Raw genomic sequence first — 16,916 nt, 5'->3', positions numbered from 1 at the left:
TTTCATCGGGAGAATTCGGTCCGGATCCGTTAACTTCACGATACTGCAATCGTCCGCATGTGAGAAGAAGGCACTTTAAAGTGGCCTTCGGGAAAGGAGGGGGCAATCATCGAACATTCTCGCAAGCTCGGCGTCTTCCTCAAATGGCATGCCATCCTCATTATGATCATCGGGGTAATCGGGGCGCTCAATCAAGGATTCGAACAAAGCAACGGCAATGTTTATATCGACAAAGGGTTCTTCCTATGGCTGATCGGCGGCTATTTCGTCGCGCTGATCCTCTACGCGATGTCCGTTATCCTAGCCGGGTTGGATCGGATCGCGGCCAAGAAAGAAGAGACCGCGCAAGAGCAGCATTGAGCGCGTATCCAGCCTGGGAAATAAGCCCGGCCGCGGTCTCCGGCAGCCAAGCTTTTCGCGCCTTTGCACGCTCAGTCCCCTATCAAAAGCAAACAGCGGCAAGCCAGGACTCCGAGAGCAGTCTTGGTTTGCCGCTGTTTGCTTTTAGTTCCTACTCTACACAAGGCTCCTCGGCCGGCGTGTTCACTTGGAACGTGACGCCGAATTTGTCCTTCACGATGCCGTAGAGCGGGCTCCACTCCGTCTGCTGCAGCGGCATGACGACTTGCCCGCCGTCTTCCAGGGCGGCGAAGATGGCTCTCGCTTGCGTTTCGTCTTCTGGATGAACCGCGATTTGCACTGTTTCGCCGCCGGCTTGGAACGGCATGCCCGGGAACGTATCGGAGAACATGAGATCGAATTCGCCGACCTTCAGGTGCGCGTGCATGACCCGATCCTTCATGTCGTCCGTCAACGGATAATCCGGGTTCTCCGGCATGTCGCCGAACAGCATCATGCCCATCACCTTGCCGCCGAGCGCTTTCTCGTAGAAATAGACCGCTTCCTTCGTGTTGCCGTCAAAATTCAAATACGGGTTCAACTTGATCGACATTATAAAACAGCTCCTTTTGGAATCATTTGGTTGAGGTTCATGTGTTCATTATGCCTCAGAGCGAGCGGCGAGGTTTCTTCTGGATTGCGCACTTCCTGAATCTTCCGCAAGACGGTGTTCCCATCGTCATCTTCAGCGGAATGGGTCATTCCGGTCCCTGAATCATGAGTGCGGCCGGTCGTGCATTGTAAAGTGAAATTCCGTGGCGAATTTGTTAGAATTTACAAAGATGGATTTGACGATGGGCGGAGGGGCGATACATGCGTAAATGGACGAAATGGACCACGGGATTAGTCTTCGTCGCGGCGTTCGCAGTCATCGTGTATGTGCTGGTTGCGAATTTGGCCGGCGAAGAGAACGAACCAACCGCAGCTGTGGCCACCACGTTGACGTTAACCGACTTCGCGACGAAGCTTCCGCGAACCGTTGATTTTGCCGAGATGCCGACCGTGCTGCAGGTATTCACGTCGTGGTGCCCGTATTGCAACGAGGATGCGCCGAAATTAGTTGAGTTGCAGAAGAAGTACGAGGACCAGATTCATGTCATCGGCATTAATCTCTATCCTCGGGATACGGAGGAAGATCTGGCGGCTTATTTAGCGAAGCATGATATCACGTACCCCGTCTTGCTCGACGAGGACGGCAGCCTCTACGAGAAGCTGGGCAAGACCGGATTTCCGGCTTTGTTTTTCATGGATGCGAAGGGGGAGGTCGCCTCGTCTCGGATCGGCTCAATCGATAAGCGTGACATGGAGGAGTTCCTTCAATTAGCCCCCTTGCTGCGTTAACGAGACTTCGGATCGCTCCGCTTGGCCAAGGAAAGGGATAACATGTCGACAGCGAGACCCCGATGATCCGCAGTCATCGGGGTCTTTTGACGATTCTGGCGTTGCTCGAATCGGCCCTCCCGACGTTACGCTTCGTACGTGGCGCGAAATCCGGAGAAGGATCATTCCTTTGAAGATGTGATCTATGCCGGCGGCCTGTTGGCGCAGGGTAAATATGCCGAGGCTCGAAAATTGCTCCTCGCCTCTGTTCAGGCAGACGACAGCCATCGCTTCGTCGGCAACCTGCTCGCGGCCGAGCTGCTGCTGACGGATGGCTTCGATTCTGCGATAGCGCTAGCGGAGCTGCACCCGCAGCACGCATTCGGCCAAATCACGCCCAAATGGCTCAAGCAGATACGGGATATGAAGGAAGAGGCGATAGGCAAGTCCGACTATCAAACGCACTTGAGGCAAGCGATCGAATGGCATTACGGCGGGAATGAAGCGAAGCTGAAATCATGGCAGGACGAATCGAACGAGAAAGCGATGATTGGCTTCTTGCGCATGCTGAAAGAGGTATACTGACTCCCGCACTTGCCACGTGAGGATTGCCGGCCCCATCGAGGGTCGGCTTTTTGCGTTAAAAAACATTCGAATTGCCCCGCTGGCTGTGCGTCCGAGCTGCCGGGACGGCCTCTTTGGGGATCGTTGGTAGATGTTTCCCCTCGCCAAGCCGCGCAAAATAGGTCTTCCTAATAGGTCTTTGGTCATAGTAAAATAGAATTAAACTCACTCGCTCGCTAGATTCCCCATCATAATGCTCAGAACATGACAGCTTCCGAATGACAGCAAGATCCAGGCTAACAAGAGAGGAGGAACTTCATATGCTAGCATCTCTAACTCAGAACCCTCGCGGGTGGCTGTCTGCGAGCCTTGCCTTCATGCTGATTCAGCTGCTCCTGCTGTATGGGCTGCCCGAAGGCTCGCTGCTGCATTTCGCGATTAATATTGCGGTGCCAGCCATCGCCAGCTTGATGCTGCTGCGGGGCGGACGGTCCGAAGTTCCGCATCGGCGCGTGTTTTGGCGGCTGCTCGGCATCGGGACGGTGATCTATGCCGCGGCATGGCTGGTCAGACTCCTCTATCATTTGGCGGGCGGCGTACCTTCCAGTCCCAATCCGATCGACTATTTATGGAATATTCAAGGGTTATTGTACATCATCGCGTTCTGCTATTTGCTGCTCAAAGAATGGACGTACGCGAAGGGAATGCGTTTTTTGCTGGACTGCACCATCATGATCCTGCTGCTCGGGACGATCGTGTGGGAGTTCGTGCTGGAGCCCCACATCCAGACGCTGCTGGCCGGCCAGCCGTGGTCGGTCATTATCGTAAGCGCCTTCTATCCGGTGGCGGATTTCGTCATGATCTGTTTCCTGCTGCTCGTCCTGTATTCGCAGCGCGTCCGGTTCCCGGCGGGCACGCTCGCGATGCTGGGCATCGGCTTGGGATGCTTCTGGGCGGCGGACTGCTATTACCTGATCATGATCGTCAGCCAAGAGATTTATTCGGCAAGCAGCCCGGTTAACGCCTTGTACAACGCCGCGCTGTTGTTCATCGGGGTGTCGGCGCTCTATGCGAGCGAAAATCAGGCCGCGGACGCGGCCAAGCCGGGCGCACGCGCCGAAGGAATCGCGGCGAACAAATGGCTGTTGGTGCTCCTGCCGTATGTCAGTATTTTCGGGCTGGTCATGGTGCTGCTCTTCAAGCGCGAGCAGCTTCACGAGATGCAGGAGATGGTCGTCGTCGGCTCGTTCATCGCCGTGCTGACCGTCATCCGCCAAATCATGGTCATTTTCGAAAATGAAGCGTTAATCCGGCAGAAGGAGCACATGCTGGCGGAGACGGAATTCTTGGCGCATTACGATGCGCTGTCCGGGCTGCCCAATCGAAACTTTTTTGACAAGAAGCTGACGGAGGGGTATGAAGACGAGCGGCCGTTCGCGGTTCTGCTGATCGATTTGAACCGGTTCAAATACGTCAACGATACGTACGGTCTGCCTATCGGCGATGACGTCATCCGGGAAACCGCAGCCCGCTTGCAAAGCTTGGTGAATAAGGATTCGCTCCTGATCGCCAGACAAGGCGGAGACGAATTCTCCGTTCTGGTTCGCGGCGGAGTATCGAACGAAGGGATCGCAGCGGTTGCCGAAGCCTGCATCGGCGTCCTTTCGGAGCCGTTCCGGCTGGGAAGCCTGGAGCTGCGCATCACCGCCAGCATCGGAATCGCGCGGGCCCCGTACGACGGCGGCTCATCCTCCCAGCTGCTGCGAAGCGCGCATATGGCGCTTATCAAGGCGAAGAGCCGGGGGCTCAGCCAATACTGCTTCTATCAGCCCGAGATGGCGGAGAAGACCGCCAAGAAGACGCGCATGGAGCAGATGCTTCGCCAAGCGTTGGAGAAGAACGAGCTGCTGCTTCATTACCAGCCGCAGATCTGCGCGCAGACGCAGGCGCTCGTCGGAGCCGAGGTGCTGGTACGCTGGCAGCCGGAAGGTCAGCCGATGGTCTCGCCGGCGCAGTTCATCCCGCTGGCGGAAGAGACCGGTCTGATCATCCCGGTCGGCGAGTGGATCTTCCGGCGCGCATGCGAGCAATACGTCGAATGGCGGGCGCAAGGCATGCACGATATCCTGCTGTCCGTGAACGTCTCGCCGCACCAAATCCAAGAAGCGGACTTCGTCGAGCGGTTCGTCGCCATCATCGAGGAGACGGGCATCGATGCTTCCCGCGTCGTGCTCGAGATTACCGAGAGCTTGGCCATCCAGGAGGGTGAAGACGCGATCCCCAAGCTCAAGACGCTCAAGCAGCGCGGACTTCAAATTTCGATGGACGATTTCGGCACCGGTTACTCGTCGCTCGGCGTGCTGAAGCTGTATCAGGTCGATTCGCTCAAAATCGCGCGCGAGTTCATCCGCGACCTCTCGGACGACCATGAGCAGCGCACCATCGTGAATGCGATCTTGGCGATGGCGGCCAGCATGAAGCTGAAGGTCATCGCGGAGGGCGTCGAGACGAAGGAGCAGTACGACCATTTGCGACTGCAAGGCTGCGACTGGATTCAAGGCTTCTACTTCTCGAAGCCGCTGCCGGCCGAGGAGTTCGCCCGTTTCGCCGGAGGCGGACGGCTCACGGTCATCGCGTAACCGCGCAGGGGAGTATCATAGAGAAGTACAACAGGAACAGCCGCCGGAGTAATCCGGCGGCTGTTTTCCATGAAATGTATACGAAGGACACACCCAAACGCATGGAGCTTTGTCCGTAAGGACAACAGCGTGCCCCGCTCCGGACCACCCGCCCACCGCGAACAACTCGGCGGAGGGGAAAGGAGGAGGCGATGCGCATGGAGCTTTGTCCGCAAGGACAACAGCGTGCCAACTGCGAACCTCCCGCCAACCGCGAACAAACGTGTCAGCACGAAAAAGGGTGTCCAGAGGTAAACGTTTTCCGGAGGAAAACGACTTCGGAAGCATAAACTCAGTCCTTTGGTTCCCCTCGGCGAAGGGGGAGGCGGGTCACCGATGAAGCGGCACTCATTTTGCATAATCGATACGCCAAATAAAGCATATAGCCGCTGCCAATGAACCGCATCACCGTAAGGATGGCCGGGATGTAGGCGGCGAGGATCGCATTCAGCAGCGCGGAGAGGCCGAGCAAGACGCCGAAGCCCATCGTGGCCCCGTAGGCGTAGCGCATGGCCGTTCTCGCCCCGCGATGATGCACGGTGGATAAGAGGACGATATTGGTTGGCCCGGGCGTAAATGTCGCAATCGTGCAGTAAATAAAAAAGGATGCGGTGTCCATGAGAAAACCCCTTTTGGTTCTTCTCATATCCTACATCCGGGAGGAAAGACGCTATAGTATATTATTGCAGATCCTCGCTGCCGACCGCCATCCTGCTCCACTTACTTGCAGCTTTGTAATCTTTCCCAATCTGTCGCACGCCATTGCTCAGACGACGCGTTGTTCCGCATTGACCGCCGCAAACCCGCCCCCATGGTTTCGGACCGCGCCGCTTTCCATTTTTCGCATCAGGTAATAGGACAGCAGGACGAACAGGAGCACCGCGACGGGTTGGATGCCGCCCATCGGATTGCCGACCGCCATTTGGGACCAGAAGGCGGAGATGCAATCGATCGTCAGCCCGGCGTAGGCCCATTCCTTGAGCCTGTAATATTTCGGAACGAGCAGCACGATAATGCCGATGACTTTGGCGACGCCTAGAAGCGTCAGGAAGTAGGCCGGATAGCCAAGCAGCTCGGTCGTTCCCGTGAACGTCTTGGGCGAATGCGTCAGCTCGTTGAAGGCGCTGATGGCGAATCCAATGAGCGTGCACGCCGTGATAATCCAATACGTGATTTTGATCGATTTCATGTGAACATCTCCCCCGTATCCTTGTTTGGTTGTGGCATACTGCCATTCTAACGGAGATGAGGATACGGGAAAGCTGCGAAAAGTCATGCATGCGGGAAGCAAAAGGCCGAACATGCGATCGTCGAAGCATGACAAATCGCATGCGCTATGCCGAAAGTCATGCCCTCATTGGAAGGTGGTTAGCGTACGAACCGCGAAGAGCGCGGCCTGCGTCCGGTCGCGCAAGCCAAGCTTGGCGATCAGGTTCGAGACGTGGTTTTTCGCGGTGCCTTCCGTGATGACGAGGTGACTCGCGATTTCTTTGTTATTCCATCCCCGGCCTAATAAGGCGAGGATTTCTTTCTCGCGTTCGGTCAGTGTTTCCACGGCGGCGTCATCGTCGGCGCGGAGGAGAGGGGGAGACGCATGTCTTTCCGTCATCTTCTTCACTTCCTGCAGCAGCAGAGCCGTGATGTCGGATTGCAGCACCGTGCCCCCGTTATGCACGGTCCGAATCGCGCTGACGATCGCCTCGGACGGCATATCTTTCAGCAAATAGCCATGAACGCCTTCCTCCAATACCCGCAGGATCAACTCCGCGTCATCGAAGGTCGTCAGGATGAGGATCTTGGTGTCCGGCACATGCTTGAAAATCAGCCGGCTCCCTTCAATGCCGTCCATGCCCGGCATCCGGATATCCATCAGCACGACGTCCGGCCGCATCTCCAATGCTTTGGCGTAGGCATCTCGTCCGTCTACGGCCGTCCCGACCACGTCCATGTCCGCTTCAAGACCGACGAGGGCGGCCAAGCCTTCTCGCATGAGCCGCTGGTCGTCCACGATCAAAATTTTCATTGCGCGGCACGCTCCCTTTCCGCCGCGGCATACGGAAATACGCCTTCCACGGCAAAGCCATTGTTCCGATCAAAGTCAAACCGCATCTCGCCGTGCCACTCCTTCGTTCTTTCCTGCAAGCCGACCAGACCGAACCCCGGCGTCAGCTCGTCGGGGATCGCGCCGTCATTGCGGATACGGAGCGAGAAATCATGGGCCGAATAGGCCAACGTCACCCGCGCGTGTGTGGCGCCGCCGTGCTTCTGCGCGTTCGTAAGGGCTTCCTGCACGATGCGATAGGCCGTCAACTGAAGATTGCGGGGCAGCGCGACGGGGGTCCCCTGGACTTCGAAATCGGTCTGCACGCCGGTGAACTTGGCGAACTCCGCGCACAGCTTGCCGAGGCTGTCCGGCAGGGAGTCGTTCCCCGCCGGTTCGTCCCGGATCGCTCTTACCGACAGCCGCACTTCCTGCAGGGACGACTTGATTAAGTCTTCGCATTCCCGGTAGATTTGCCGACTCCGCACGGGATCCCGCTCGTCCAGCTTGCGGGCCAGCTGCATTTGAACCAATAGAGACGTTAATTTATGGCCGACCGTATCGTGAATATCCCGCGCGATGCGCACGCGCTCCCGGGTAGCCGCCCATTCCTCCGTCTGGCGCGCATATTCCCGCAGCTGCTCATGAGAATGCATTAACTGGGCGTACAGCTGCTTCGCCTCGTCGCGGGCGCGTTGGTAGTGTTGGATGATGGCGCTCACGATGCCGGCGAACAGAATAAACGAACAAGAAACAACGTAGCTGGCGGTATGGAGTTGGCCGTACACATACCAATCGATGCTCCCCATCGTGACCAAGTAGACGATAAGCAGCAGGACGCAGGCCGATACGAGCATTCGCGTGCTTGGGACGAACAGGAGAATCGCGAGCGCGGTGATGCCGAGGAAGAGATGATTCGGGAAATCTCCGCTCATATATCCATAGCCGCATGCGGCGGACACCAGGAAATCAAGGAGGAGGACGTGAAGGAGCCAGCGGCGGCGGTTCTTCCCGCGAAGATAGAACCCATTCATGCCCAGGAACAGCAGGAGCAGCAGAACGACAAGGCTAAGTTTCCAGAAGAGCGCCATCGATTGTTCGAAATAAAAAGCGCCGGATAACGCAAAATCGAACGCCAGCTTCAAACCGAATGCGAGCTTCCATGCCAGGGGGACTTTCTGTGCTTGTTCAACCGGTTGGATCATACGCGAATTCACCTTACTTCCGTGCAAGTCGTCAGTCTTAACTGTAATCTTCGATCCGGACGATTTGGCCGCCGCGGATGTCGAATACGGATTTGCCGTTGAGCTTCAGCTGCTCCCCGGCCTTCAAGCCATTCGGCAAATCCGCCGCCAAGAAGGCCGTGTAATCGATGTCGACCTCGATGCCGTCCGGGGTATGGCGATACTGGAGCGCTTGCTGATTACGGCTGGCGAATAACGCCGCCGATTGCTCGGCCAGCTCGCGAAAGGCGGGGATGCCTTTCGTCTCCATGTTCGGTTCCCCGTTCACGACGTTGCGGAATACAATCTCCTCATGCAGCAGGTCAATCATACTAGCAAGATCGAACGCATTATAAGCCTCGAGATAGCGTTCAATGATTGCTTTAACGTTGTCTTGGATCATGCGCGCACCCCTTCTTATCTCCAATTTACGGCGTTTCCCGCACTCCGGCTTGTTTCCGCCTCACGAGTACGATACCACATTTTGGTGCGGATTGTTCCAGTTGTTTACAAGTTCGCGCGGAGATGGTATTCTGGTTGCAACCAATAGTTCTAGACGACATATCTATAAGAAATATGAGATGACGGAGGCATGCAGCTTGCAGGACAAAATCATTCTGGGCTTATTGCTCGATGGCGATAAGTCCTCCTACGATCTGAAGAAGAGCATGGAATCGAGCACCGGGTTCTTCTATAATTCCAGCCAAGGCAGCATCCAACCGGCGCTCAAGAAGCTTATCCAGCACGGGCACGTCCGGGTGACGGAGGAGCGGCGGGGGGCTCGGATCAAAATGACGTATTCGATTACGGCGGAAGGGGAGCAGGCATTTCTGCGCTGGGCCGGCGAGCCGATCGCGCTCGAGAAACCGAGAGATCCCGCGCTGGTGAAGATGTTCTTCTTCAACTATGTGGAAGGTGCCCGCAAACGCGAGCTCGTGGAAGCATATGTGCGCGAAATCGAGCAGGTCGAAGCGATGCTGAGCATGCTGCGGCAGCGGAATCAAGCGCATCTGAGCCAGAACAAGGAGCTGCTGAACGATCCGAAGGTGAAGAGCCGGCTGGATACGCTGGAATTCGGTTCGGCGTATTACGCCTTCTTGAAGGAGTGGTACGGAAAGTACCTCAATCGAATCGAAGAGGAGCTGGAGCCTTGAAGACACGGGAGGGCAAGTCGGTGCGGAACGCGGTCATTTTCTCGATCGTTGCGCTAAGCTGCGGATGGATGGGAAGGCTGGTGGATGTGCAGGCCGGCAGGGACGAGAACGGAAGCTTGGGGCAGCTGATTTGGCTCGTGTCCCCGCTGCTGTGCATGATCATCCTGCGCGCTTGGGCGGGCGACGGGTGGCGGGATTTCGGACTGAAGCCCCGACTCAAAGGGAACGGGTTGGCCTATCTGTTCAGTATGCTGTTCTTCCCGCTGCTGGCCACGGTCATCGTCGGCATCGGACTTGGAAGCGGGTGGACGGAGGCGCCTTCATCGTCGTCCTCTTACTTGGCGGCATTCGGCATCGCGCTCCTGCCGAGCTTGGTGAAGAACGTGTTCGAGGAATTCGCATGGCGGGGCTATCTGGCGCCGAGATTGTTCTCGCTCGGATACAACCGATTTCTCGTCCATATCGTGGTCGGGATCATATGGGGAGCATGGCATTTTCCATATTTGTTTCTATTCGTGGATACCGCGGAAAGCATGCTCACGTACATGCCTCGCATGATGCTCGGCGTCATCGCGATGTCCATCCTCTACGGCGAGCTGCTGCTGCTGACCCGAAGCGTATGGCCGGCCGTCTTGATGCACACGATGGGCAACGCGTTCATCGATACGCTGATTTTGAAGCGATTCATTCTCGTGGATGAGGCGTTCGCTTATGTCGCGATGCCGAGTCCGGAAGGGATGCTCGCGATCGCGCTGACGGGGCTGTGCGGGATATGGATGTATAGACGGAGACGAGGGAAGCCCGTCATTGACGGGGCAGACCCGTCGGTTCGATCATCGGCATGACTAGGTAACGCTCAACAATAACAAGAAGACCCTGCCAACAGACTGTCGGCAGGGTCTTCTTGTTGCTTCTTGCAAGCGCTGCGGCCATCGCGTCGATCATCCGATATTCGGCGTCGACGCGCGGATCACCGGCTTCGTGTAAATATGCGACACCTGGAACGGCTGCTCGGGATCCTGGATCCGCGAGAGCAGCATCTCGGCGCCTTTAATGCCCATCTCGCCGCGGTAAATGTGGACGGTCGTGAGCGGCGGCTCGATGATGTCGGACTCCTGGCTGTTGTCGAAGCCGCACACGGCGACATCGCCGGGAAGGCGCACGCCGCGGTTCTTCAGCGCCTTCATGAGATTGACGGCGAGATAATCGTTCGCGCACACGAACGCGGCCGGAAGCTCGGCCATCCCGGCGAGCTGCTCGTCCAGCCAACCCGGCTGTCCGTAGTACCGGTCCTCGCCCGTGATGCATTGGCCGGCGTTCAAGCCGATGCCGGCATCCGTCAAGGCGCGGTTGAAGCCGACCCACCGTTCGCGGAAGCTGCGGCAATGGTTGTAATCGCCGACGAAGCCGAAGCTGCCGTACCCGCCGTCGATCAGCTTCTTGACGAGACTGTAGGTGCTATGTTCATTCTCCATCAGCAGCACGTCGGCTTCGAAGTCGGGATAGCTGACGCCAGCGCCGCAGTCGATGAACAGCGTCGGAATGCCGAGCTCCGTGATCACCCGGCTGTAAGCCAGATCGAACAGCTCGATGCAGATGATGCCGTCCACGTTCGACGCATCGAAATTGTTCGGCAAGGACAGGCTGCGAAGCTCGATGTCCCGGATGATATGAATGGACAAATTATAGCCCTCGGCGCTAATCCGCTTCTCCAGCCCGCTGATCAGCGCGGAGCCGAAGTGGGAGGTGTTAGGCAGGTTCGCCGTTAATAACGCGATATTGCCCGGCGTGCGAGGCAGCAGGCTGTCGCTTTCCATATAAGCGAACTGTTTATATTTCAATTCGATCGCCTTCTTGACGACTTTGCTGCGCGTCTCGTCCGGAATGCCGCCGCTTCCGTTCAGCGCCTTGGAGGCGGTGTTTCGCGAGATGCCCAGCGCATCGGCGATGTCTTGTATCGTCACGCGTTCCTTCGCCATCGGTTCACCTCATGTTTCTCTATGCCGTTTCTCCTACAAATGTATACCAGTTTGTGAATAATAGCAACGACATTTTTACAAATGCACAATTTAACTTGCCGATTTGGCAATGGTCTTTACAACATACAGGGAATATCTACCTTTTTGATGTGCGCGCAAGATGGAATTGAGGCTCGAAGAGGGCTTGATTAAATGATTTGCTTCCAAGTTGCACAGATAAACAGAATATTAGTGTGCAAATGTAAAATTTTTAACCTAGTAAATGACATAAACGACTTGTCAAATGAATACGTATAATTTTACAAAATCTATTGACGTTTGCACAGGGTGATGCTAAATTGATAGTGGATTCAGCAGGGGAACAACTTGGAATATCACATTTGAAAGCCCTTACGATTGGCAAATGTAAACTTTTGGGGAGGGACACCGACTAAATATGCAACATTCACTTCAAGCACTGGAAGGAAAGAAGAGCGCGGAAGGGACCGCAAGGCTGGGCGGACTCGATTATCTCAAGAAGCATTACGTGCTCTACGTGCTGCTAGCTCCCGCGCTCATCCTGACGCTCATCTTCAAATACGGTCCGATGTACGGCGCGGTCATCGCGTTCAAGGATTTCAGTCCGATCAAGGGCATCATGGGCAGCGAATGGGTCGGCTTTAAGCATTTTGACAAATTCCTGTCTTCGCCCAATTTCGAACTCATCCTGCTCAACACGCTGAAGCTCAGCGCCTTCGGCCTTCTGCTCGGCTTCCCGGTGCCGATCCTGCTGGCGCTCATGCTCAATCAGGTGCGCAGGGCGGCGGTGAAGAAGAACATTCAGCTGTTCCTGTACGCGCCGAACTTCATCTCCGTCGTCGTCATCGTCGGGATGCTGTTCATCTTCCTCTCGCCGACGGGGCCGGTCAATCAGCTCATCGTCTGGGCGACGGGGGAGCCGGTCATGTTCATGCTGAAGGCCGAGTATTTCCGGTGGATCTACATTCTCTCCGACATTTGGACCGGGGCCGGATGGGCATCGATCATCTACGTGGCGGCGCTCGCGAACGTCGATCCGGAGCTGCACAACGCGGCCAGCCTCGACGGGGCCAATCTGCTGCAGCGCATTCGCCATATCGATCTGCCGACGATTCGCCCGATCATGGCCATCGTGTTCATTCTGGCGGCCGGCGGCATCATGTCGATCGGATTTGAAAAGGCTTACTTGATGCAGACGGCGATGAACCTGCCTACCTCCGAGATCATCCCGACTTACGTGTACAAGATCGGCCTGCAAGCGGGGGACTACTCGTATTCCGCGGCCGTGGGGCTGTTCAATTCCGTCATCAACGTTCTGCTGCTCCTCACGGTGAACCTCGTCGTGAAGAAGCTGAACGAGGGCGAAGGACTTTACTAACGAAAGGAGCAAACGCCCATGTACGTCAAACCATCCGGACTGGACCGGTTCCTGCTCGTCTTGAACGGCATTCTGCTGACGCTAGCCGTCCTCATCGTCGTGCTGCCGCTCCTGTACATCGTCGTCGCATCGTTCATGGACCCCTCGACGCTGCTCAGCCGCGGTCTGTCGTTCAAGGTGTCGGACTGGACGCTGGACGGCTACGAGAAAATTATTACAAACCCGGCGATGGTGCGCGGCTTCGGCAACGCCGTGCTGTACTCGGTCCTGTTCTCGCTGACGACCGTGTTCCTCTCGGTGTGCGCCGGCTATGCGATGGCCGACGATCGGCTGAAGGGCCGCAAGATCTTCATGACGCTCTTCCTGATCACGCTGTTCTTCGGCGGGGGGCTAATCCCGACCTACCTGCTGGTGAAGAAGCTGGGCATGATCGACACGATCTGGGCCGTCGTCATTCCCGGCGCGGTGAACGTGTGGAACATCATTTTGGCCCGGACGTTCTTCCGCGGGGTGCCCTTCGAGCTGAAGGAAGCGGCTTACGTGGACGGGGCTTCCGAGTGGAAGGTATTCGCTAGCATCGTGCTGCCGCTGTCGAAGCCGATTATCTTCGTGCTGGCGCTGTACGCGTTCGTCGGCCAGTGGAATTCGTATTTCGACGCGATGATCTATCTGGACAATGCCAGCCTGCATCCGCTGCAGCTCGTGCTGCGCTCCATCCTCATCCAGAACCAGGTTGACCCCGGCATGATCGGCGACCAGCTGGCGATGGCGGAGATGAAGCGGCTGTCCGAGATGATCAAATACGCGGCGATCGTCATTTCCAGCCTGCCGCTGCTTATCATGTACCCGTTCTTCCAGAAGTACTTCGAGAAAGGTGTCATGGTCGGTTCGCTCAAATAGGGGCCGGCTGCACATAAAGGCATCATCCATAGCGATATAAATGGGAGGTCATTATCGATGAACAAGATCAGACAACCGCAAGCCGCATTGAAGACCGTATCCGCCACTGTGCTCGTCTCCGCGCTCTTGTTGTCCGCCTGCAGCAACGGGGGCAGCGACGGAGCGGCAAGTCCGAAGCAGGACGCAAGCGGCGGGAAGGTGACGCTGAACATCATGACGCAGAGCTCGCCGCTCGCGCCAACCGATCCGAACGAGAAGCTTATTTTCAAACGGCTCGAGGAGAAGACGAATGTCCATGTGAACTGGAAAAACTTCACCCGCGACGTGTTCGCCGAGAAGCGCAACCTCGCGATGGCGAGCGGCGATCTGCCCGACGCGATCTTCGACGCCGGCTACGGCGACTACGAGCTGCTCAAGCTGGCCAAGGACGGCGCGATCATCCCGCTGAACGAATTAATCGAGACGCACATGCCGAACTTGAAGAAAGTATTGGAAGAAGCGCCCGAATACAAATCGATGATGACGGCGCCGGACGGCAACATCTATGCCTTCCCGTGGATCGAGGAGCTGGGCAGCGGCAAAGAGCGCATCCAGTCGGTTGACGCGGTGCCGTGGATCAACGTCGAGTGGCTGAAGAAGCTCGGTCTCGACATGCCCAAGACGACGGAGGAGCTGAAGCAGGCGCTCATCGCCTTCAAGACGCAGGACCCGAACGGCAACGGCCAGGCGGACGAAATTCCGCTCTCCTTCATCAACAAGCCGGGCGCCGAGGATCTCGTCTTCCTGTTCGCGTCGTTCGGTCTGGGCGAGAACCCGGACCATGCGGTCGTCACGAACGACGGCAAGGTCGTCTTCACGCCGGCCGAGGAAGACTACAAGAACGCGGTCAAGTACATCCACGAGCTGTATAAGGAAGGTCTGATCGACGTGGAGGCGTACACGCAGGATTGGAGCACGTACTTGGCCAAGGGCAAGGATCAGAAATACGGCCTATATTTCTCCTGGGATAAGAGCAACATTACCGGCGCCAACGACAGCTACGACGTCATGCCGCCGGTCGCCGGCCCGAGCGGCGAGATCAATGTCACCCGCACGAATGGCCTCGGCTTCCATCGCGGCCGCACGGTCGTGACGAGCGCCAACCAGAACCTGGAGGCGACGGCCAAGTGGATGGATCAAATGTACGATCCGATCCAATCCGTGCAGAACAACTGGGGCACGTACGGCGACGAGACGCAGCAGAACATTTTCGAATTCGACGAAGCAAGCAATTCCCTCAAGCATCTGCCGCTGAACGGCACCGCGCCGGTCGAGCTGCGGGAGAAGACGAGCGTGGCCGGACCGCTGGCGATCCTCGACAGCTACTACGGCAAGTACACGACCGTGCCGGACGACGCGAAGGAAAGACTGCGCATCGTCAAGGAAGTCATGGTGCCGCACATGAAAGCGGACAATGTCATGCCGAGCGTGTTCAATTCGATCGACGAGCTGGATGCCCTGACGACGATCGAGACGGACCTGTTCGCCTACGTCCTGCGCATGCGCACCGAGTGGTACCAGAACGGCAAGATCGACGAGGAGTGGGACGACTATCTGAAGGAGCTGGACCGTCTGGGTCTGCCGAAATGGCTGGAGATCAAACAGGCCGGCTACGACCGGGCGACGCAGAAGTAACGGCCGCTGAGGTAACGAGGAAGAGAACGCCTTCGGCGGCACCGGCTGCCGGGGGCGCATATAGAGGAGAGCAAAGGAGAGAGGCATGCATGTCTACAATGATCCAGCATGATTACAGAAGCGTATATCATTTCTCGCCGCGCGAGAAATGGATGAACGATCCGAACGGGATGGTGTTCTTCCAAGGCGAGTACCATCTGTTCTACCAGCATCACCCAAGCGGGATGAAATGGGGGCCGATGCATTGGGGTCACGCGGTCAGCAAGGATTTGGTCGCGTGGGAAGAGCTTCCGATCGCGCTCGCGCCGGATGAGCTGGGGATGATTTTCTCGGGCAGCGCGGTAGTCGATTGGCACGATACGACCGGCTTCTTCGGCGGCGAGCCGGGGCTGGTCGCCATCTTCACGCATCATCTGGAGCGGGAAGGCCAAGCCGCCTTGCAGACGCAGAGCCTCGCCTACAGCAAGGACGCGGGGCGTACGTGGAGCAAATACGCGGGCAATCCGGTGCTTGCGCACCCGTCCTTCGTGGATTTCCGCGATCCGAAGGTGTTCTGGGACGCGGAGAAGGAGCGTTGGGTCATGATCGTCGCCTGCGGTCAAACGGTATGCCTGTATCATTCGCCGGATCTCAAATCGTGGACGTTCGCGAGCGAATTCGGCGAAGGCATCGGCTTCCACGGCGGGGTGTGGGAATGCCCGGATTTATTCCCGCTGCCCGTGGACGGCGACGCCTCGCGGCAAAAGTGGGTGATGCTCGTGAGTATCGGCGACAGCCCGGACTATCCGGAAGGCTCGCGCACGCAATACTTCACCGGCGAATTCGACGGCGAGACGTTCGTGCCGGATGCGCATTCGCGGACGGTGCGCTGGCTGGATTACGGCCGGGATAACTACGCGGGCGTCAGCTGGTCCGACGTGCCGGCCGAGGATGGCAGACGGCTGTTCATCGGCTGGATGAGCAACTGGAAATACGCTAACCTGACGCCGACCGAAGGGTTCCGCGGCGCGATGACGGTGCCGAGGGAGCTTAGCCTTCGCACGCTTGCCGACGGCAGCACCGCATTGGCGCAGCAGCCGGTTCAAGAGCTTGCGGCCGCGCGCGTACCGCTCGTGACGCTGAAGGATGCGACGATTGCCGAAGCGCAGCAGGCGCTCGCGGGACTTGCGCTCGAGAGCTATGAGCTGCGGGCAGAGGCGGCGCCAGGCTCCTCCTACGCGTTCCGGGTGAGAGCGGGCGGCGGCGAAGAGACGATCGTCGGCGTGGATGCTTCGCTTGGCGAAGCGTATGTAGACCGGTCAAATTCCGGCTTGAGCGGGTTCCATGAGCAGTTCGGCGGACGGCATGCGGCAAAGCTGGAAGCCGGCCGTGATGCGGGCCCGTCGCATGATCTGACGATTCTCGTGGATCGCGCGTCCGTCGAAGTATTCGCGAACGACGGGCAGGCGGTCCTCACGGATCTGATCTATCCGAACGCCGATGCCGCCGGTCTATCCGTAGCGGGCGATGAAGGGCTCGTGCTCGCTTCCTTGGCGATCTATGCGATCCGGCAGCCCGCAGGCGGCTCGGTCTGAGCGCGAAGGGAGGC

The 16,916-nt window shown here is 57.5% G+C and carries 17 protein-coding genes; 10 read left to right on the top strand and 7 right to left on the bottom strand.

The features are described 5' to 3' along the window. Positions 1–162: 162 nt before the first annotated feature. Positions 163–360: a hypothetical protein gene (locus tag ACFSKT_RS22990; RefSeq protein ID WP_377717686.1), complete on the top strand. Its 198-nt coding sequence runs from the start codon at positions 163–165 to the stop codon at positions 358–360. Positions 361–511: 151 nt separating this feature from the next. On the opposite strand, the gene ACFSKT_RS22985 is transcribed toward ACFSKT_RS22990, so the two are convergent. Beyond that, positions 512–952 carry a VOC family protein gene (locus ACFSKT_RS22985; RefSeq protein ID WP_377717685.1) on the bottom strand — a complete coding sequence of 147 codons (441 nt, stop codon included), beginning with the start codon at positions 950–952 and terminating at the stop codon, positions 512–514. 260 nt (positions 953–1,212) lie between these two features. Here ACFSKT_RS22985 and ACFSKT_RS22980 point away from each other — a divergent pair, with 260 nt between their 5' ends. The 3 genes from ACFSKT_RS22980 (at position 1,213) to ACFSKT_RS22970 (ending at position 4,922) form a co-directional block, all read left to right on the top strand. Further along, positions 1,213–1,740: a TlpA family protein disulfide reductase gene (locus tag ACFSKT_RS22980; RefSeq protein ID WP_377717684.1), complete on the top strand. Its 528-nt coding sequence runs from the start codon at positions 1,213–1,215 to the stop codon at positions 1,738–1,740. A gap of 138 nt (positions 1,741–1,878) precedes the next feature. Beyond that, positions 1,879–2,304 carry a hypothetical protein gene (locus tag ACFSKT_RS22975; RefSeq protein ID WP_377717683.1) on the top strand — a complete coding sequence of 142 codons (426 nt, stop codon included), beginning with the start codon at positions 1,879–1,881 and terminating at the stop codon, positions 2,302–2,304. A gap of 299 nt (positions 2,305–2,603) precedes the next feature. Then, positions 2,604–4,922: a putative bifunctional diguanylate cyclase/phosphodiesterase gene (locus ACFSKT_RS22970; protein WP_377717682.1), complete on the top strand. Its 2,319-nt coding sequence runs from the start codon at positions 2,604–2,606 to the stop codon at positions 4,920–4,922. A gap of 331 nt (positions 4,923–5,253) precedes the next feature. Here ACFSKT_RS22970 and ACFSKT_RS22965 read toward each other — a convergent pair whose 3' ends face one another. The 5 genes from ACFSKT_RS22965 to ACFSKT_RS22945 form a co-directional block, all read right to left on the bottom strand. Further along, positions 5,254–5,580, bottom strand: coding sequence for a LysE family translocator (locus ACFSKT_RS22965; protein WP_377776354.1), 327 nt, complete (start codon positions 5,578–5,580; stop codon positions 5,254–5,256). 147 nt (positions 5,581–5,727) lie between these two features. Next, positions 5,728–6,150: a DoxX family protein gene (locus ACFSKT_RS22960; protein WP_377717680.1), complete on the bottom strand. Its 423-nt coding sequence runs from the start codon at positions 6,148–6,150 to the stop codon at positions 5,728–5,730. Between the two features lie 165 nt (positions 6,151–6,315). Further along, on the bottom strand, positions 6,316–6,984 hold the full coding sequence (locus tag ACFSKT_RS22955) for a response regulator (RefSeq protein ID WP_377717679.1): 669 nt from the start codon (positions 6,982–6,984) through the stop codon (positions 6,316–6,318). Next, a complete protein-coding gene (locus tag ACFSKT_RS22950; protein WP_377717678.1) occupies positions 6,981–8,207 on the bottom strand; it encodes a sensor histidine kinase in 1,227 nt (408 codons plus the stop codon). Before ACFSKT_RS22950 ends, ACFSKT_RS22955 begins: the two co-directional genes overlap by 4 nt. A gap of 37 nt (positions 8,208–8,244) precedes the next feature. Next, positions 8,245–8,628, bottom strand: coding sequence for a nuclear transport factor 2 family protein (locus ACFSKT_RS22945; protein WP_377717677.1), 384 nt, complete (start codon positions 8,626–8,628; stop codon positions 8,245–8,247). Between the two features lie 196 nt (positions 8,629–8,824). Here ACFSKT_RS22945 and ACFSKT_RS22940 point away from each other — a divergent pair, with 196 nt between their 5' ends. Together ACFSKT_RS22940 and ACFSKT_RS22935 are read left to right on the top strand one after the other, a co-directional pair. Further along, the gene (locus ACFSKT_RS22940) at positions 8,825–9,379 is read left to right on the top strand and encodes a helix-turn-helix transcriptional regulator (protein ID WP_377717676.1); all 555 of its coding nucleotides are present in this window, start codon (positions 8,825–8,827) and stop codon (positions 9,377–9,379) included. Beyond that, on the top strand, positions 9,376–10,224 hold the full coding sequence (locus ACFSKT_RS22935; RefSeq protein WP_377717675.1) for a CPBP family glutamic-type intramembrane protease: 849 nt from the start codon (positions 9,376–9,378) through the stop codon (positions 10,222–10,224). The genes ACFSKT_RS22940 and ACFSKT_RS22935 overlap by 4 nt, the downstream gene beginning before the upstream one ends. A gap of 96 nt (positions 10,225–10,320) precedes the next feature. Here ACFSKT_RS22935 and ACFSKT_RS22930 read toward each other — a convergent pair whose 3' ends face one another. Next, entirely contained in the window at positions 10,321–11,358 is a 1,038-nt protein-coding gene (locus tag ACFSKT_RS22930; RefSeq protein ID WP_377717674.1) for a LacI family DNA-binding transcriptional regulator, read from the bottom strand. Between the two features lie 436 nt (positions 11,359–11,794). Between ACFSKT_RS22930 and ACFSKT_RS22925 the strand changes: the two genes are divergently transcribed. The 4 genes from ACFSKT_RS22925 to ACFSKT_RS22910 all read left to right on the top strand — a co-directional run bounded on the left by ACFSKT_RS22925 (position 11,795) and on the right by ACFSKT_RS22910 (position 16,902). After that, positions 11,795–12,754, top strand: coding sequence for an ABC transporter permease (locus ACFSKT_RS22925; protein WP_377717673.1), 960 nt, complete (start codon positions 11,795–11,797; stop codon positions 12,752–12,754). Positions 12,755–12,772: 18 nt separating this feature from the next. Continuing rightward, a complete protein-coding gene (locus tag ACFSKT_RS22920; RefSeq protein ID WP_377717672.1) occupies positions 12,773–13,654 on the top strand; it encodes a carbohydrate ABC transporter permease in 882 nt (293 codons plus the stop codon). Between the two features lie 57 nt (positions 13,655–13,711). After that, positions 13,712–15,328, top strand: coding sequence for an ABC transporter substrate-binding protein (locus tag ACFSKT_RS22915; RefSeq protein ID WP_377717671.1), 1,617 nt, complete (start codon positions 13,712–13,714; stop codon positions 15,326–15,328). Between the two features lie 89 nt (positions 15,329–15,417). Continuing rightward, entirely contained in the window at positions 15,418–16,902 is a 1,485-nt protein-coding gene (locus tag ACFSKT_RS22910; protein ID WP_377717670.1) for a glycoside hydrolase family 32 protein, read from the top strand. The last annotated feature ends 14 nt before the right edge of the window (positions 16,903–16,916 follow it).

Origin of the sequence: Paenibacillus xanthanilyticus, from assembly GCF_042682185.1 — a bacterium.
Classification (GTDB): domain Bacteria; phylum Bacillota; class Bacilli; order Paenibacillales; family Paenibacillaceae; genus Paenibacillus_Z; species Paenibacillus_Z xanthanilyticus.
Note: the sequence above shows the minus strand (reverse complement) of the source record. Positions and strands in the feature narration are given on the sequence as shown.

Bases quoted from the DNA above. Each gene is read 5' to 3' on its own strand.
- ACFSKT_RS22930 (WP_377717674.1), bottom strand. From the start codon at position 11,358: ATGGCGAAGGAACGCGTGACGATACAAGACATCGCCGATGCGCTGGGC.
- ACFSKT_RS22955 (WP_377717679.1), bottom strand. From the start codon at position 6,984: ATGAAAATTTTGATCGTGGACGACCAGCGGCTCATGCGAGAAGGCTTG.
- ACFSKT_RS22945 (WP_377717677.1), bottom strand. From the start codon at position 8,628: ATGATCCAAGACAACGTTAAAGCAATCATTGAACGCTATCTCGAGGCT.
- ACFSKT_RS22990 (WP_377717686.1), top strand. From the start codon at position 163: ATGATCATCGGGGTAATCGGGGCGCTCAATCAAGGATTCGAACAAAGC.
- ACFSKT_RS22960 (WP_377717680.1), bottom strand. From the start codon at position 6,150: ATGAAATCGATCAAAATCACGTATTGGATTATCACGGCGTGCACGCTC.
- ACFSKT_RS22925 (WP_377717673.1), top strand. From the start codon at position 11,795: ATGCAACATTCACTTCAAGCACTGGAAGGAAAGAAGAGCGCGGAAGGG.
- ACFSKT_RS22965 (WP_377776354.1), bottom strand. From the start codon at position 5,580: ATGGACACCGCATCCTTTTTTATTTACTGCACGATTGCGACATTTACG.
- ACFSKT_RS22980 (WP_377717684.1), top strand. From the start codon at position 1,213: ATGCGTAAATGGACGAAATGGACCACGGGATTAGTCTTCGTCGCGGCG.
- ACFSKT_RS22985 (WP_377717685.1), bottom strand. From the start codon at position 952: ATGTCGATCAAGTTGAACCCGTATTTGAATTTTGACGGCAACACGAAG.
- ACFSKT_RS22920 (WP_377717672.1), top strand. From the start codon at position 12,773: ATGTACGTCAAACCATCCGGACTGGACCGGTTCCTGCTCGTCTTGAAC.
- ACFSKT_RS22950 (WP_377717678.1), bottom strand. From the start codon at position 8,207: ATGATCCAACCGGTTGAACAAGCACAGAAAGTCCCCCTGGCATGGAAG.
- ACFSKT_RS22970 (WP_377717682.1), top strand. From the start codon at position 2,604: ATGCTAGCATCTCTAACTCAGAACCCTCGCGGGTGGCTGTCTGCGAGC.
- ACFSKT_RS22915 (WP_377717671.1), top strand. From the start codon at position 13,712: ATGAACAAGATCAGACAACCGCAAGCCGCATTGAAGACCGTATCCGCC.
- ACFSKT_RS22910 (WP_377717670.1), top strand. From the start codon at position 15,418: ATGTCTACAATGATCCAGCATGATTACAGAAGCGTATATCATTTCTCG.